Here is a 16,151-nt window from a genome sequence, read left to right as displayed (position 1 = left end):
TGTTGACCGTCGTCGAAGGGGTTGCTGGTGAAAATCGTGGTTTTGTCGTTCCTGGTGGCATTGACTTTGATAACGGTCGGAATCATCGCCGCGCGCAACCGCAGCACTCGACCTGCCGTGACCGGGGCAGTTACTGCGGCGTCAACGGTTCTCGCTGCCGCCTGGACACTTTTTGCCGTGGCCTTCGTATTGGCCTGATCGTGCTGCAGTGCCGATGCGCCGGTAGTGGTGGTGAAGGAACTTCGCAGCAGGTCAGATGCGTTTTGTGTGCGGCGCGATGCCGCATAGTCTGGCAGACGTGGCAATCGCTGAAACAGACAGAAACTACGGCGGAAGGTCGGTCGCGGCTCGCAAGGCCGAACGCCGTTCCCTCTTTTTGAATGCTGCTCTCAGCGTGTTTGCAGACCAGGGGTATGCCGGAAGTTCGGTGGCGGATATCTGCGCGTCCGCGAGTCTGGCCAGAAGGCAGTTCTACGACGAGTTCGGTAGTCGCGAGGATCTACTCCTCGCGCTGTATGACCAGATTCAACTCGACGCCAGAATTGCAATGGTCGACGCACTCGATGCAGAGCCTTCGGTCAATCTCCGTGACAAGGCAGCGACGGCCATGGCCGCCTTCGTCGAGTCGGTCGGAAGTGACCCACGACGCGCACACGTTGCCTTCATCGACGTCGTAGGTGTCAGTCCCCGGGTGGAAAAGCATCGTGTGGACCAACGTTCGGTCTGGGCAACATTTTTCGAGTCGATCATCAAAGGGATCGTGGGCGAAGATTACGAACCGCCGGGTGGTTACCGGTGGGCGTCCACCGCCTTCATCGGCGCGCTTACCGCGCTGGTGCACCAGTGGAGCACTGCGGAGCCTCGTCCTCCCGTGTCGGTACTGGTCGATCTGATGACGGTGCTCTTGAATGCGTTGATCGACGACGCGCCCCTTCACGCCGACGAATAGGTCACGAACACCAGGGGATTGTAATCCGGCCCACAACGCTCTACTCTCGTCCTCAATGTGTTAGACACTCGCATCTAACTTGTGTGCTCGTGATGAGAACTGCGGCAACACAAGGCAATCTGTGCTTTTCCGGGGAGGAATTGGTATGGGACGACGCTGGACAACTGACCGACAACGCGGGGGCCTCGCAATTGCCGTGATTGCAGTAATCGGGCAGATCGGACTTTCGGCACCTGCCTCAGCGGCACCGGACGAAGCTGTTCCCGCCCAAATTCAGGTCCAGCCTGCCCTGCCGCCTGCGGTTGCACCGCCTTTGCCTGAACTGGACCAGGCCTTCTATGAACCGCCTGTCGAGGTCGTCGAATCCAAGCAACCGGGTGAGATCATCGCCGCTCGTGCGGTGAATCTCGGTACTCTCAACCTGATTCCGACCAACGTGGATGCGTGGCAGATCTCGTATCGATCCAATAATGCTGCGGGCGAGGCGATTCCTGCTGTCACCACAGTGATCAAGCCGCGTGGCGACACTCGCGATGGAGGCCCGCGCCCGCTGCTGTCCTTTCAGATGGCAGAGGATTCACTCGGAAACTACTGCGCACCTTCGTATGTCATGCAGCAAGGCGCGTTGCCGTGGCTGGTGACGGGCGCTGCGACCGGTGGGGCTCAATTCCTCGAAGTGCAGGCGGCACTGGCGCAGGGTTGGGCATTGTCGGTGCCCGATCATCAGGGACCCAATTCTTCCTTCGCCTCCGGCCCCGTCGCGGCCCGGATCACGCTCGACGGTATCCGTGCTGCTGAGAACTTCGAACCCATGGAGCTACAAGGGCGGTCAACGCGCGTAGGGCTGCTCGGCTACTCGGGTGGATCGATTCCTACCGGTCACGCAGCTGAAATACGGCAGGCGTACGCGCCGGAACTGAATATCGTCGGAGTCGCCGAAGGTGGTGTTGCCGCGGATCTCGGCGCTTTGCTCGACAATGCCAACAACGCTCTAGGGGCCGGGATCGTCGCTGCCGGTGTAATCGGAGTGAGCCGAGAAGATCCTGAACTTGCAGGCTTCATCGATCAGCACATAAACCCTGCCGGCCGAGCGCTTTTCGCTGCCAAGGACAACCTGTGCATGCTCTGGACGTCGGCTGCAGTGCCCTTCCTCAATATCAAGGGCTTCCTCGATGTCCCGGGAGATCCCGTCCAACACCCCACGGTGAGAGCTGCGCTCTCCCGAGCTGCCATGGGTAAGTCTGTTCCTGACGTGCCGATGTACATTTATCAGTCGAATCCCGACTGGTTGGTGCCTGTTGGCCCGGTGAACAAACTTGTCGATACCTATTGCCAAGATCCTTCTGCGAGTGTCGTTTACACCAGAGACCACTTCAGTGAGCACGTCAGCATGGAAGTCGTCGCATTGCCGAGTGCTCTACTGTGGCTTCGTGATCGGTTCGCTGGTGTGCCTGCTCAGCAGGGATGCAGCACCTTCGACGCTGGATCCATGGCGCTTGATCAGAGGACCTGGCCAGTCTGGGTGGATGCGGTTGGTGAACTCGTCGCAGGACTGTTCGGCAAGCCGATCGGGACCTGACGGGTGACGTGATTCTGCGGTGGTGAGGAATTCTCACAAGGGCAGCGTGTTGCACTGACTGGACGTTATTTCATTGATCGGGCCTTGAAGATGGTGTCTTGTCACCAATGGGTTCCTTTTACCGACGAAAGGTTGCGCGATGACAAAGCTGTTGTTTGCGGTCACTTCTGCAGATCACTGGACGCTGAAGGACGGAACACCCCACCCGACCGGGTACTGGGCGGAAGAACTGGTCGAGGCGCATCGCGTTTTCGTCGACGCCGGCTACGAGATCGTGATCGCGACGCCTGGCGGTAAAGCTCCCGTTGTGGACGAGGGAAGCCTGGCGCCCGAGGTGAACGGCGGGCAAGAAGGCGCCGACCGTATGCGCAAGTACATCGCCGATCTGCAGCCGGTGCTCGATTCGCCGGAGATTCTGGAGAACGCCGATGCTGCCGATTACGACGTGGTCTTTGTACCGGGTGGGCACGGACCGATGGAGGATCTTGCGGTGTCGGCATCCTTCGGTGAGCTTCTCGTGAACTTCTTGGACGCGGACAAGGTGGTCTCGGCGGTGTGTCACGCGCCGGCGGCACTCCTGCCGGCCCAGAGACCCGATGGAAGCTGGCTGTTCGACGGCTATCAGCTGACCGCGTTCACCAACGAGGAGGAGACGCAGGCTGGTCTGGCGGACAAGGCTCCGTGGCTGCTCGAAACTCGCCTACGCGAATTGGGCGGCAAATTCTCGAAGGCTGAGGCGTGGTCGCCTTATGTCGTGGTGGACCGCAAGCTCTACACCGGTCAGAATCCGGCGTCGTCACGGCCTCTCGCCGAGCGGATTGTCGCCGACTTGGGCTGAGCATGTCTTTTGGCGCCGCATCGAGGTCTCCTCGATGCGGCGCTGGTCCGTGTTCTGTTGTCGCCGAGGAGGTTTGACCTCTCAGGTTTTGAAGGTGGTGTTCGCCGGTCGCGGGTGCTGCCCGGGGTCGATCGAGGGTGGCGGGACGAACCAGGGTTTGTTGTCGGCGCCGATTCGGATCACCCATTTCCCGACGAACCCTGATTTCCGGTGCATCAACCGATGATGTGAACGGCACAGCAGGACCAGGTTGTTCATCACCGTCGGGCCACCGTTCGCCCAGTGCTTAATATGGTGCGCATCCGTCCAGGCGGGCACACATGAACACCCCGGGAACGCGCAGCCCCTGTCTCGGGCGATCAACGCCACTCGCTGTTCGGCGGTGACCAACCTCTTTCCTGGTTTCGCATCCAAGGGCGCGCCGTGACTGTCGAGCAGGACGGTGGAGAGGAAACAATCACATCCGAGGAGTCGGGTCTGCGACACCGAGAGTGGTCCGAGCCAGGGCATGTGCCCGACATCAAGATCCGACACAGCCATTCCACCACCATCGGGCGAGGGTGTGGCGGCGCAGTCTCGGTGCTCAGCGAGATCGCGGGCGTTGATGTGCACGTTCACGTGCGGGCGCTGACCACCGTCGGTGCCGGTTTTGGCGCAGTCGAGGTACCGGCGGATCAGTTCGGTGAACCCGTCGGCCGTCCGCTTGGCCGCCGACCGAGAATCCGGGGTTCCGTCCGGTGCCGGGGTCGGCATCGTCAAATTCGACAACGCCGACAACAACATTTCACCGGTGAGGGCATCGAAATCACCACGCACCACCACCCGACCGTTCAACGTCGACGCGATCCGCAACTCATTGAGATCGACATCCTCGGCGGGCGGGATCTCATCGGATTCGAACACTCGCTCCAAGGTCGCGATCACGTTCCGCACCTTCGTGGTCGTCGCCTCCACCCCCGACGCAGCAGCCAACAACAGGTCGATGCACTTCGGGAGTGCTTCCTCCGGCATGCCTTTCGGTGGTGATTCACAGAACGCCACGATCAACACCGCGTGCTCGAACGAGCAATCCCCATCATCGAAGCCTGCCGCCACCGCCGGAAACGGCCGCAAAGCTGCACCCAGGGCGGCGATCTTCTTCCCGTCCCGAACCTGCAGCATCGTGTTGGCCGCCAACCACGCACCCACCCCGCGGCTCGCAATCACCTGATCATCCGGGCGCAACGACAACTCGTCCACCACCGCCACACGAACGGCCTCGAGGCGCAGAATCTCCGCACTCGCCTCGACAGCAGCAGCACGCAACTCAGCAGCAGACAACTGCCACAACCGTCCGCGTAACCCCACCGCAGAACCAGACACCACATCCGACAACAAGACACTCATTGAATCCCCCGATCCCCTCCCCAAAGGATAATCGAACACACGTTCGAGTCAAGAGGGAATTAGGCGAGGGCGCGAAGGAGTGGAGTGGGGTCGGCGACGACGAACAGATGGCCGCCTCCGTTGATCTCTTCGAAGCGAGAGTCGGGAATCAACGAGTGTGCCCAGCGGGCTACTTCGACGGGTACGTTTCCGTCGTCGGTTCCGTGTAGGAAAACCGTTGGTACCGAGATCGATTGGAAGAGTCCAGGCACCTCGTGGCGATACCGAGCCAAGTCGACAACCCCTGCGGATCCACCCTGTGCGATCCCTTCGGATGAATCCAACTGGAGAGCGGGGCGATGTACCTCGTCGGTCATGACTGCCTGATCGGCGGCCGGCCAGATCGAGACTGAGTCGCTGCGTAGCTTGGAGAACACTCCGGTTCCTGCGAGCATTGCGCCGGCCACGCGGGGAGCCCAGTTGGCGGCAAAGTACAACGCAGATACCAGTTTTATTCTGCGTCGCAAAGTATCTCGCGGTGCCCCGGGGATCATGGCGCACGCCAGCACCAGTTTCGAGACTCGTTCGGGAACGGCTGCAGCGACTGCGAGCGCGTAACCGCCGCCTCCGGAGAAACCCATCAGTGTGGCCGAGCCCAACTCGAGGTGATCGACCAGGGTGACGAAGTCGTCGTCCCAGGAATGAAATCCCTTGTCCGTGTACGGATCCGTGCGTCCGAAGCCGGGTCGGTCGGGGACTATCAGCCGTATGCCTGCCGTCGAAGACGCGTTGTGGAGTGAGAGCCCTTCGTATCGGCTGCCAGGTGATCCGTGGGCCACGACTACCGGGTGGCCAGTCGGATCGCCGTACTCGCAGAATGCGATACGACGCCCCAACGCGTCGCGAATTTCGGTTGTGGTCACGCCGCTCGTCATGATGTGGTTCCTTGCTGCGCGATCGACGCCACACCGTCCAGGATGAGGGCGACTCCGAACTCGAACCTTCGGGTGGGATCGTGATGAAGTGCGAACACCGATGCCTCGCGTCGATCGGCAGGTGCGCTGTCGAAAGCGCCGCGTCCCAATTGAATTGCGACGTGTCCGGTGACGAAATCATGCAGCGCGCCGTATGCGTACGTGGCCTGCTCGTCCTCGAGGCCTGCCAAGGAAAGGGCGCTCACGACTCGGTGGGCGGTATCGTCGGCCCCGGGTGCTTCCAGTGATGCCTGCCGATGGGCTTCCAGGACCAGGGGATGGCGCATCAGGAGGTCGTGGAGGCCGTAGGCGAACGTGCGGGCAACCCCGCGCCAGTCGGTCGGCCAGTCGATCGACGAGACGGCTTCGCCTACGAGAGTCGAGATCAGATCTCGCCTCAAGGCGTCGATGCCGCCGGTTGTGCGGTGGACGGACATCGGCGATATGCCGAGTCGTTCGGCGAGCACTCGAAATGACACCGCATCCAGGCCGTCCGTATCGGCGATCTCTGCCGCGGCATCAAGAATCTGTCTGTGACTCAATGCTTTTGGTCGACCAGCCCTTGCAGAGCTGGTGGATTCGGATACCATGCTGACAACAATAGCGATACGCGTATCGAAATTACAAGTGTCCATCGACCTCCAAGGAGCGCTGCCCGATGACCGATCTCCATCAACTGTCCGCCGTCGAACTTGCCGGTGTTATCGCCGCCAAACAGGTCTCGATTCCCGAAGTCACCAGGTACTTCGTCGACCGTGCGACCACTTCCGATGACGTCGGCGCCTTCACGACGATCGCCGGGGAGCACGCAGTCGCCCTCGCCGAACAAGCGCAGCGCAGGTTGGACGAGCGGGACGCCGGGCCCCTTCCGCGCCTGTTCGGCGTTCCGACGGCAATCAAAGACCTCGACGCAACGCGCGGCATTCGCACGACCTTCGGATCGGCGCTCTTTCGCGACTTCGTGCCGGACGCTGACGACGAGATCGTCGAGGCGATCCGAGAAGGTGGGTTGATCGACATCGGTAAGACGACGGTGCCCGAGTTCGGGGCAGCCTGTTACACCGAGCCGGAAGTCGCTCCGCCTGCTCGCAGTCCGTTCGATCGCACGCGGAGTGCCGCCGGCAGCAGTGGCGGCGCTGCTGCCGCCGTCGGCGCTGGTCTGGTGCCGTTTGCGCAGGGAAGTGACACCGCCGGTTCGTTGCGTTCGCCGGCAAGTACGTGCGGAGTGGTGGGCCTCAAGCCGAGCCGCGGTTTGATCACGATGGGCGTGGCGGGGCATGACAACTTCGGATTTGCGAGCAAGGGGCCGATCGCCCGGACAGTTCGCGATACCGCTGCGCTGCTGGACGTTCTGGCGACGCGACCTGGCGCCGGAACTATCCACCCGTCTCGGCCGAAGTCGTTCGAAGAGTTCGTCGTACAGGCTGGGGGAGTTCGGGCTCGCCCCTTGACCGTCGCTCTTGCTCACGGATCGGTCTCCGGCGGAGCCGTGGATGCGCAGCTCTCGGCTGCTGTATCGAAGGTTGGGTCTGTGTTGGAGGGTCTGGGTCACAACGTGTTCGAGCGACCGCAGGCTCGCGATGACATTTTCATCGATGCTTTCGTCAAGATGTTCTCGTCTTTGGCGGGAACCAAGCCGATCCCGGAGGAGTACGAACACCTTCTGCGTCCGATAGTGCAGCACTTGCGAGTTCAAGCAAACCAGGTGTCTTCGGGTGAGCTGGCCGCGGCAATCGGTATTGTTCAGGCCTGGGCGCGGCGATGGAGTCTCGACTACGCCGACGCCGACCTTGTTGTCACTCCGACTGTGACGAAGCCGCCGCTTGCGATCGGGGAGTTGCGCAACGACGAAGATCCCGCGACCGAACTGATCGACATGGTCGCTTTCACCGGAAACACCGTCGTCGCCAATGCAACCGGTTTCCCGTCGATCAGTCTGCCACTCGGTTGGACGGAAGACGGCGTTCCACTCGGCGTGATGATCTCGGCGAAATGGGGTTGCGACGCGGAATTACTTTCTGCCGCTGCAATGCTCGAGGCCGAGATGCCGTGGAAGGATCGGTACCGATTCGACCGCGCAACCGTGCTCTAGTTCGGGAGCGGTACCCGGTCGCTCGCCGATGCGAACCCCAACCACGTGTGGCGGTTACCCCACCAGCACCACCCGACTTTCGGGGCGTTGCGGTTGTCTTTGCCGTCGCGACCGGTTCCGTTGCTGATCCACACGGCGGGAGTTCTGGTGTCGAAGGATCCGTCAGGTTTGCGCAGTCGGGAGCCGATGGTCATGAAACACTTTCCGCGTTCGAGAATGTCGGGGCGCTGCAACAGCCAGTGGATGCCTTCGGTAAGCGTCAGCGGCGTACGGTCTGCGTCGACGATTGCGGGCAATGCTTCGTCCGGGCTCCAGTTGGCCAGGTGATCCCCGCGGTCGACTCCACTGAGCAGATGTAATGGGCTTTCGGGCAGCGTTGACTGCTCGGTGGGGGTGAACAGATCGACGTCCGCCATGTCGACGACTATGAATCCGCGCTTGTTCTCGAGCTCGAGCAGCGGAGTCAGAACTGAAGCCGGAGCCAGTTTTTCGTGCACGGTGAGTAGTCCGACATCACCGTGCCCGGTTGCGGCCTCCCTGACATCGCCGGCAGAAAGTCCGGCCATCTCGTGAACACCGAGTTCGATCAATCGCTCGGCTTGCTGATCGATGGGCGGGAGGTCGAAATGCATATCTGCGATCCTACCGATCGTGAGCAGAGCGATCGGAGGGTTCGGCCGCGAGGGAAGTCGGCCACGCAACGCCCAACGCGCGCATGATGAACGGGACGGTGGTCGCTACGACGGCGTCCACTCGGTCGCCGGCCATGAGCATCGGGCGTCGGCTTTCCACGCAGGCGAGGATGAGTTGCGCGGATGCGGCAGCATCGGAATCGACAAAGACACCGGCGTCGACACCTTCCTGGACGAGCTGTTCGACCAGAACCGACAGCGGGACAATATGTTCGAGGAAACTTTCGCGATCCTGCGCTGACAACAATTCGACCAACGCGATTCCTGTGAATCGTTGCAGTGAGAACTCGACGAGTGTCAGTTTGACGAGGATTTCGAGTCGGTCCACAGGATTCTCGCGGTCCGCGAGTTCACGCTCGGCCAGGAGTAGGAATCTATCCATCTCGCGGGTGGACCAGGCGAGCAGTAACGCGGATTTGTCGGGGAAGTAGTTGTACACCGCTGTCCGCGAGACGCCGGCCGCCTGGGCCACCGTCTGCAGCTTCACGTTCTGCCAGCCCTGCTCGTGAAGTTCGCGAATGAACGCGTCCAACATGGCTTCTCGGGTGGCGATTTTGTGCTCAGCGGTTGTCGCACCACCGGTCAACTTCGGCATGGTCGATCCTCCTGGGTCTGATTCACGGTCACGGGGAGGTCGAACAGGTCGGCAACAAGGCGCGGATCACCTTGCCACATCGAGACGGGTGCGAGCATCATCTGCTGCGCGATCGAGCGTACGGATCGGCAGACCTCTTGCTCTTCGGCGAGTGTGAGCGTCGTGCGTTTGCGCAATCGCTCCATCTCCGCGGTAGTGAGATCAGTGATCCATTCCTCAGCTGCAAGCGAGAGGGGTGAATCCGGTGTCACGACCGATCCAACTCGGCACTGGAGAACCGCGAAGTCATCACGGACAGCGTGATGACGGCGACGACCGAGACGGCGTGTGCCGCCGCCAGCCAGAGCGACTCGGGTGCGTGTTTGTGAAGGGTGGGCGCCATCAGCATGGCCATGAGGAGGGCGAGACTCGACAACATCGCGGGACCGTTGGGGCGGCCGACAAGCAGGCTGACCAGAAGAACGAGCGCGACGACGCTGCACGCCACATCTACAGGCGGGTACGTGGCCGGAACGATTCCGCTGACAGTGTCGGTGAAGTTCAGCCCGATCGACACCAATTGTGCGAGACCTGTCGCGCCGGCCAACCAGGCCGTCCAACGCAGTCCGTGGAGTCCGGCTTTCCGAATGCCGGTCAGGGTTCCTTCGGCGGATTCCCACGCTTCGGACGTCGGTGTTGTCACGGCTACTCCTTTTTATGACGAGGTGTCGTCATAAAGTAGCAGTGCGCGATCGCGAGATTCTTGCCGGTAGGTGACTGGCCTGCTTCGAAGGGATAGCGTCGAAGTACCGGCCGAAATGACAATCGCGGGGAGGTGGCTCGATGACGACCTCTGCCCACACGGATCGGCCCTCGTCGAAACAGAGTTGGTTGGCGCGCGCAGCCTTCGCGGCCCTGGTTCTTGCAGTCGCGGTGCTCCTGATCTTCGCCGGACTGAAAACCTTGACCATGCTGATCCTGGGAATCGGTGGGGTGGTCGTGTGCGTCGTAGCCGTGTACTGGTTTCTGACCACCCGCGGATTCCTCCGCTGGCTCTCGTTGGCCGTGGCGGTTCTGACGCCGATCGTGGTGCTCACCTTCCTGGTCCGAGAACGCCTCCTGTGGGTGGTGCTCCTTGCGATCGGGTTGTTCGTCGTAGCCGGTATCTTCGCTCGCACCGCCTTGGAGGGGGAGGAGAAGGAATTGCCGGTTGTCGAGCGAACTGCACCGCCGCCCGTCAAACCGTTCTTCGTGATGAACCCGAACTCCGGCGGTGGCAAGGTCGAGAAGTTCGACTTGAAACGCAAGGCCGAGGAACGGGGGGCCACGGTCGCACTGCTCGAGGGGCCCGAGAAGATCGACGTGACGGCCTTGGCCAGGCAGGCGGTCGCGGACGGCGCCGACCTACTCGGTGTTGCCGGTGGCGACGGAACGCAGGCACTGGTTGCTGCTGTCGCGGCCGAACACGACCTGCCCTTCCTCGTCGTCAGTGCGGGAACGCGCAACCACTTCGCCGCGGATCTGGGGCTCGATCTCGAGGATCCATCTCGGTGCCTCGACGCGCTCGTCGACGGCGTCGAGGTCACGGTGGATCTGGGAAACGTCGGCGGTCGAACTTTCGTCAACAACGCATCGTTCGGGGCGTACGCCGAGGTAGTCCAGAGTCCGGAGTACCGCGACGCCAAGACCAGCACCTTCTTGCAGATGCTCCCGGATCTCCTCGCCGGACGTGCCGGAGCGGTGCTGACCGCGCGCTCCCCGAGCGTGTCCGCGGTGGGTCCACAGGCTGTGCTGGTCAGCAACGGCCCGTACGAGATGAACGACCTGGCGGGGCTCGGTCATCGGCCGCGATTGGACCGGGGCACTCTCGGAATCGTCGCGATCTCCGTCAGCAGTGCCCGTCAGGCCATCGGGTTGCTCCATCGGGCGCATCAACACGGTCTGGCTCAGGGCACCGGATTCGAGGTGATCGTCGACGCCGACACCGACGAGATTCCGGTCGGCGTCGACGGCGAGGCGCTGGTGATGCCAACTCCGGTCAGATGCACGGTCAGTCCGCAGGCGCTGAGGGTCAGAGTCCCCCGAGATCGACCGGGTATCCGTCGCCCCCGGCACGCCTGGGATCTGGTCCGGTTGCGAGAGTTGGCGAAGTTCAGGAGATCCGGCGCATGACCTGACCGACGGCCAGGACTCCCTGCGGATCATGCGTGTCCGCCAAAGCGCTCAGCCAGTGAGCGGTGTCCTCGTCGTAGGTGCGGGCGATCTTCTCCGGGTCGACGCTCGGCGCGAAGTTGGGCAGTGCATGCCCGTTCGTCCATGGCGCCATCGTTCGTCCGAGAGTCTCGGCGTGCGGGACTACCGCGTCGACCATCGGTGGGGCAAGAACTCCGACGGTGAACAGCGAGAAGGCAGCGTCACGATGGCAGAAGGCGCTGCGGTGCTCAGGTTCCCGTGCGAGGGCGCCCCCGAGGAGACGTAATTCGACGACGGTTTGGGGTGAACCGGATCCGGGGCCGGCAGCGGCCAGCAATGCGTCGACGGCCTCGTGTGACAGCTCGTTGGTCAATGCCGTGGATTCGTGCGTCGGCATCGGGTCGACGGGATCGGCGTGCACTGCCCCGAGGGCGGCATAAGGCAGCACACCGACTGCGTCGATCAAGGGCGTTGCGATTGAACGGATTCGGTCGATCAGTGACTTGGCATCGGATTCCTCGGCAAGACTTGCAAATCTGACCGCGACGGTGAGCCTGCCGGCCAGCGGTGGCGGAACCTGTGGAAGGGGTGGAAGTTGCAGAAAGGCAAGAGAGGTCGAGCTGTGCTCAGGCAGGTCGGCGCACCAGTCCAGCCAGGCGTGCGCGACCGCGCTTGCATCTGCGCCGTCGAAATAGAGTGCACCGCCGTAGAAGTGGGTGACCGGTAGTAGGTCGATCTCGATGGCTGTGACAATGCCCAGTGTGGCCTTGCCGCCGCGCAGTCCCCAGAACAATTCGGCATGTTCGTCGGGGGTGACATGAATGAGTTCGCCACTGCCGGTGACGATGTCGAACGAACGAACGTGATCCGACGAGAGCCCGTACGTGCGCACCATCGGGCCGATGCCGGCGCCGGTGAGGAAGCCGGCGACTCCGACCGTGGGTGAAGAACCTGCCAGTGGCGCCAAGCCGTGGGGTGCGGCAGCGTCGATGACGTCCTGCCAGATCAAGCCCGCGCCGATTCGGGCAGTGCGGTTTTCGGGGTCGACGACGCACTCCGTGAGCCTGCCGGTGTGGACGAGGAGAACGTCACTGCCGAGAGGGACCGCGCCGTGGCCGGTGCGCTGAACACCGACGCGCAGACCCAACTTCGCCGCGAATCGCACCGTTGCGACAATGTCTTGCGCGCTCTCGACTGCCACCACAGCGCCAGGCGCGACGGGAACCGCTGCATTCCACGGAATCGCCAACTCGTATCCCGTTTCGCCAGGCAGGGAAACGGAGCCGGTCACCTCTGCGCGCAGTGATTCGACCGCGGCGTCGAGCGTGGGGGTTTGAAGGTTCATGGTCTTCCTTTCCTCATCCGTCTTTCGGTCAAGGGAAGGATGTCCGAACAGGCTTGGGTGGTTCTTGACGTATGTATCCCGAGCGGATCCAAGTTTTATCCAAGCGCATTCTCGCAGTTCAGGGCCATGTCGATCGCGCTCGTTCAGCTACGCCCCGCATGCCGAGTGTCTCCGATTCGGCCGCCACTTCCGTCAGCTCCCGTTCACGTTCGGCGGACGGCTCTCGGAGCTGCGCCCGAAGCAGTCGACAGCGCAGCAGTGTTGGTGCTCCGCCGGAGCCAGTTGCGATCTTCTCGGCCTGATCCAGGAGAGTCGATGCCTGCTCGACGTGACCGAGAAGCGCGTGCAGACGCGCGGAGGCTTCGGCGACCGAGCCCAGTTCACCGACATGGCCCACCGTTGCGATGCAGCCGGTGTGTGGCGAGAGTAGGTCGATGAACGTGTCGGCGTATTCGACCAGTTCCAGATCTGCCACGACGCGTGCAAGTAGTGTCTGGTGTCCCAATGTCGTCCACGTCTGTGGCCCGCGATTGATCAGCCACTTCTTGATGCCTTCGGAAGTGGCCTCGCGCTCGCCTCGGGCGGCGTCGATGGCGATGGTCCACGAATCAGGTTCCACGACACCGGGATCAGATTCTGCCAACGCACCTCGCTCCCATTCCAGAGTGTTGAACGCCAGATCTGCGCTGCCAGCCGTGTACAACTCCGTTTGCAGATGGATCTGCCTGGCCGTCTCGTACTGCCGGCGGGCTTGCGCGAAGTCTCCGTACCATTCGGCGAGAGTTGCTTCCATCCAGCGTAATTGGACCCGAACCACCGGGAGTCTCAGTAGCTCGCAGCCGATGATCCCCTGCCTGACGTGTTTGACGGCGGCATCGACATTGGCCAGATTCATCTCCGTCATGCTCGCGACGGCGTGTGCGACGACGCTGTCGACACGCGATTGTTGGTGCGGCAGTTCGAAAAGCTCGCGCAGTAGGCGCATGGACTCCGCGCTGTGCACCGCGACTCCGGAGAAAAGCAGAATCCGTCCGAGCAGCGCGTCCGCGATCACATCCGGATCGTCGAGTTCGCGGGCGATGTCGAGAGCACGGGCGCTCCATCGATTCGGGATCTCGGCTTCGGGGTGGTAGCAACTTCCCACCGCCAGCGCAGCAAGAACCCGTGCGTGAGCTGACCTGTCGTTCTCGACCAAGGGCTCGACCGCCGCGAGCCGTTCGAGCAGTGGTCCCGGATCGGTACCGTAGGAAACCCACGGCCACGCACCGGCGGCCCGAAGTAATGCGCCTGCCAGTCGTCCGACGGCGGAGGTTCGCCCCTCCCGAACAGCCTCGAGGAGACCGGCATTGACGACGTCGAGAACTGTCTGCCCTCGACCTGCGCGGGCGAGGGCCTCGACTCTGGCCACCAGCAGGTCGTCCCGATCGTCAGCGGATTGCTGGGACACGGGAAGTAAGTCGAACGCGCGGACAGCTGCCTCCCACCACTCGGCCGCGGTCTCCGAACTCCACCGATCGGTCGCATCCTGAGCTGCAGCCGTGCATGCCTCCAGAACGACGAGTGGATCGACCAGGGGAAGTGCTGACATCAGATGTTGCGCGCGGCGGCTCAGCCGGTCCGGATCGGAGGAATTTTCGAGCACTTCGGCAACTCGGGCATGTATCCGCTGGCGACGAAGCGTGGGTATCGCTTCGAGGACTTCGTCTCGGAGAAGGCCGTGAGCAAAGACGTAACCGCCGTTTGCCGAGTCCGCGACGATGATTCGTTCATCAGCAGCCGCGTCGAGATGGTCGGCGAGAGTGTCGACATCGAGACGGGTGGCTGCGGCCAGTGTGTACACCTCGATGGCGTCGCCGATAACTGCGGCAACCCGAAGAGCGTGCAACACTGCCGGTTCCACTGCGGCAAGCCGTCGACCGAGGACAGATCGAACGGCGACGGGGATGCCGTCGCCCAGTCGCTCGTTCCGGGGAAGCCTGGCGTACTCCGAGACGAACAGCGGGTTGCCGCCGGTTCGTTCCGCCAGGGTTCGCGCCTCCGCGTCGTCGAGCGTGTCCCCGGAGACGCACCTTGCGAGTGTTGCAACCTCGCCCTGCGCGAGCGCCGGCACAATCATGGTTCGGTTTCCTTCGCCGTGGAGTACGGCTTCCTCGAACTTGCGCACCGCCGGCCCGACTTCCGAGTCTCGGAGCGTCGACACGAACCAGACTCTGGCACTGGTCATTGCGCCGACCAGGTAGGTCAGGCAACGAAGGGACGTGGGATCGGCCCATTGAATGTCGTCGATGACGACGGTCAACAGTGCATCTTTCGCCGCAGCTTCGATGGTGGTGCGAACCCGTTCGTAGACGGCAAATCTCGCTTCGTCCGGATCGATGTCCGTCGGCGGCGTCAGTACGAAATCGGCGTCGGCTCCGAGTTCCCGAACCAGTCGGCGGATCGGCCACCACGGCGGCGTTCCGTCGTCCTCCGGGCAACGTGCCCAGACGGTGGCTCCTCGAATGGACGTTGTTCTCGACGAACACTCCTCGGCGAATCGTGTCTTGCCGATGCCGGCGGGGCCGGTCAAGATCAACCAGCGAGGTGAGCCACGGCGAACGTCGTCGAGCATCTTGTCGGCGACAATCGTCTGAGCGTCGCGCCCGACGAACAAGCGTGAGGAGTCCGTCTCGGGCATCGCTGCTACGGCTGGGGGAGAAGCCGGGACCGACACTTGTTCGGCCCCCGTCCATCCCGGAGTGCGCGGCCAGGCGGCCAGGCCGGGTTCGTGGCGCAGGATCGCGCCTTGCAATGCTGTCAGCTCCCCGCCGGGCTCCAGTCCCAGCTCGGCGTCGAGCCGAGACGCGTGTAATCGAAACTGTTCCAAGGCTTCCGGTGACCTGCCCGCCCGATGCAGGGCAACCATTCGCAGCCAGCAGGTCCGGTCGCGGAACGGGTACTCGCCACAGAGTTGAGCAGCTTCGACCAGCGCGGGTGCCAGGCGCCCCAGAGCCAGAAGCGCCGTTATCCGGGTCTCCCGGCACTCGGTCCGCACTTCCTCGAAGGCTGCGGCTTCCACCTCCACCCAGTGCGCGTCGTTCAGGTCGTCCAGAAGCTGCCCCCGGACCGAGGCGAGGGCACGGTCAGCGGTCGTCAAAGCCTCCTGCCACCGTTCGTTCTCAGCGTGTTGTCGCGCCGTTTCGGCGTCGTCGAGAAACACCGACAGATCGACGTCTGCCGGAGCGACCTCGAGGACATAGCCCGGCGATTGACGCACTATCGGTGACGCCGTACCGGTTTCGACGCGTAGCGCTCGGCGCAGGTTGGAGATATACGCCTGGATGCTTGCCATCGCACTCGCCGGTGCGTCGTCGTGCCAGAGAGCATCGATCAGCCGGTCGGTGGAGACGACGCGACCACGGTTGAGCAGTAGAACGGCAAGGACCGTTCGTTGTTTTCGAGGGCCCAGATCGATCACGTCGCTCGTCGCCGGACCCCGTGCGACCTCCAACGGCCCGAGCAGTCGATAGATCATCCGTTTCCCCTCGTACCTGCGGACGCAGGACGGTTC

15 protein-coding genes are annotated in these 16,151 nt (G+C 62.7%); 6 read left to right on the top strand and 9 right to left on the bottom strand.

Going from position 1 to position 16,151, the window contains the following annotated elements; all coding sequences use genetic code 11:
* The first annotated feature begins 27 nt into the window (after nt 1-27).
* The 4 genes from ATN38_RS10880 to ATN38_RS10865 all read left to right on the top strand — a co-directional run bounded on the left by ATN38_RS10880 (nt 28) and on the right by ATN38_RS10865 (nt 3,366).
* The gene (locus tag ATN38_RS10880) at nt 28-198 is read left to right on the top strand and encodes a hypothetical protein (protein ID WP_003943130.1); all 171 of its coding nucleotides are present in this window, start codon (nt 28-30) and stop codon (nt 196-198) included.
* Between the two features lie 58 nt (nt 199-256).
* Nucleotides 257-949 (top strand): TetR/AcrR family transcriptional regulator, encoded by a 693-nt coding sequence (locus ATN38_RS10875; RefSeq protein ID WP_080961262.1) that lies wholly within the window; start codon nt 257-259, stop codon nt 947-949.
* A gap of 145 nt (nt 950-1,094) precedes the next feature.
* Entirely contained in the window at nt 1,095-2,528 is a 1,434-nt protein-coding gene (locus tag ATN38_RS10870) for a lipase family protein (RefSeq protein WP_218747976.1), read from the top strand.
* 139 nt (nt 2,529-2,667) lie between these two features.
* On the top strand, nt 2,668-3,366 hold the full coding sequence (locus ATN38_RS10865) for a type 1 glutamine amidotransferase domain-containing protein (protein WP_030537402.1): 699 nt from the start codon (nt 2,668-2,670) through the stop codon (nt 3,364-3,366).
* A gap of 81 nt (nt 3,367-3,447) precedes the next feature.
* On the opposite strand, the gene ATN38_RS10860 is transcribed toward ATN38_RS10865, so the two are convergent.
* From ATN38_RS10860 to ATN38_RS10850, 3 genes are read right to left on the bottom strand one after another with little or no spacing between them, the layout of a single operon-like run.
* On the bottom strand, nt 3,448-4,752 hold the full coding sequence (locus tag ATN38_RS10860) for an HNH endonuclease signature motif containing protein (RefSeq protein ID WP_218747975.1): 1,305 nt from the start codon (nt 4,750-4,752) through the stop codon (nt 3,448-3,450).
* A gap of 59 nt (nt 4,753-4,811) precedes the next feature.
* Nucleotides 4,812-5,666 carry an alpha/beta fold hydrolase gene (locus ATN38_RS10855; RefSeq protein WP_064113565.1) on the bottom strand — a complete coding sequence of 285 codons (855 nt, stop codon included), beginning with the start codon at nt 5,664-5,666 and terminating at the stop codon, nt 4,812-4,814.
* Nucleotides 5,663-6,247, bottom strand: a complete 585-nt coding sequence (locus ATN38_RS10850) for a TetR/AcrR family transcriptional regulator (RefSeq protein ID WP_230359246.1) — start codon at nt 6,245-6,247, stop codon at nt 5,663-5,665. Before ATN38_RS10850 ends, ATN38_RS10855 begins: the two co-directional genes overlap by 4 nt.
* A 116-nt stretch (nt 6,248-6,363) precedes the next feature.
* Between ATN38_RS10850 and ATN38_RS10845 the strand changes: the two genes are divergently transcribed.
* Nucleotides 6,364-7,797 (top strand): amidase, encoded by a 1,434-nt coding sequence (locus ATN38_RS10845; RefSeq protein WP_064113566.1) that lies wholly within the window; start codon nt 6,364-6,366, stop codon nt 7,795-7,797.
* On the opposite strand, the gene ATN38_RS10840 is transcribed toward ATN38_RS10845, so the two are convergent.
* The 4 genes from ATN38_RS10840 to ATN38_RS10825 are packed head-to-tail and all read right to left on the bottom strand — an operon-like array spanning nt 7,794 to nt 9,766.
* Nucleotides 7,794-8,429 carry a DUF5701 family protein gene (locus ATN38_RS10840; protein WP_064113567.1) on the bottom strand — a complete coding sequence of 212 codons (636 nt, stop codon included), beginning with the start codon at nt 8,427-8,429 and terminating at the stop codon, nt 7,794-7,796. The genes ATN38_RS10845 and ATN38_RS10840 overlap by 4 nt on opposite strands.
* Nucleotides 8,430-8,439: 10 nt before the next feature.
* A complete protein-coding gene (locus tag ATN38_RS10835; RefSeq protein ID WP_054188290.1) occupies nt 8,440-9,084 on the bottom strand; it encodes a TetR/AcrR family transcriptional regulator in 645 nt (214 codons plus the stop codon).
* Nucleotides 9,072-9,335 carry a hypothetical protein gene (locus ATN38_RS10830; protein ID WP_007730221.1) on the bottom strand — a complete coding sequence of 88 codons (264 nt, stop codon included), beginning with the start codon at nt 9,333-9,335 and terminating at the stop codon, nt 9,072-9,074. The genes ATN38_RS10835 and ATN38_RS10830 overlap by 13 nt, the downstream gene beginning before the upstream one ends.
* On the bottom strand, nt 9,332-9,766 hold the full coding sequence (locus ATN38_RS10825) for a hypothetical protein (RefSeq protein WP_054826733.1): 435 nt from the start codon (nt 9,764-9,766) through the stop codon (nt 9,332-9,334). The genes ATN38_RS10830 and ATN38_RS10825 overlap by 4 nt, the downstream gene beginning before the upstream one ends.
* A gap of 140 nt (nt 9,767-9,906) precedes the next feature.
* Here ATN38_RS10825 and ATN38_RS10820 point away from each other — a divergent pair, with 140 nt between their 5' ends.
* On the top strand, nt 9,907-11,235 hold the full coding sequence (locus ATN38_RS10820) for a diacylglycerol kinase family protein (RefSeq protein ID WP_064075088.1): 1,329 nt from the start codon (nt 9,907-9,909) through the stop codon (nt 11,233-11,235).
* On the opposite strand, the gene ATN38_RS10815 is transcribed toward ATN38_RS10820, so the two are convergent.
* Both ATN38_RS10815 and ATN38_RS10810 read right to left on the bottom strand, forming a co-directional pair.
* Nucleotides 11,216-12,601 (bottom strand): FAD-binding oxidoreductase, encoded by a 1,386-nt coding sequence (locus ATN38_RS10815; protein WP_161120502.1) that lies wholly within the window; start codon nt 12,599-12,601, stop codon nt 11,216-11,218. The two genes, ATN38_RS10820 and ATN38_RS10815, sit on opposite strands and share 20 nt — an antisense overlap.
* Before the next feature lie 118 nt (nt 12,602-12,719).
* Nucleotides 12,720-16,115: a BTAD domain-containing putative transcriptional regulator gene (locus ATN38_RS10810; RefSeq protein ID WP_218747974.1), complete on the bottom strand. Its 3,396-nt coding sequence runs from the start codon at nt 16,113-16,115 to the stop codon at nt 12,720-12,722.
* Nucleotides 16,116-16,151 lie beyond the last annotated feature (36 nt).

The organism is Rhodococcus sp. FH8, from assembly GCF_019266085.1.
GTDB classification, from domain to species: Bacteria; Actinomycetota; Actinomycetes; order Mycobacteriales; family Mycobacteriaceae; genus Rhodococcus_F; species Rhodococcus_F qingshengii.
Note: the sequence above shows the minus strand (reverse complement) of the source record. Positions and strands in the feature narration are given on the sequence as shown.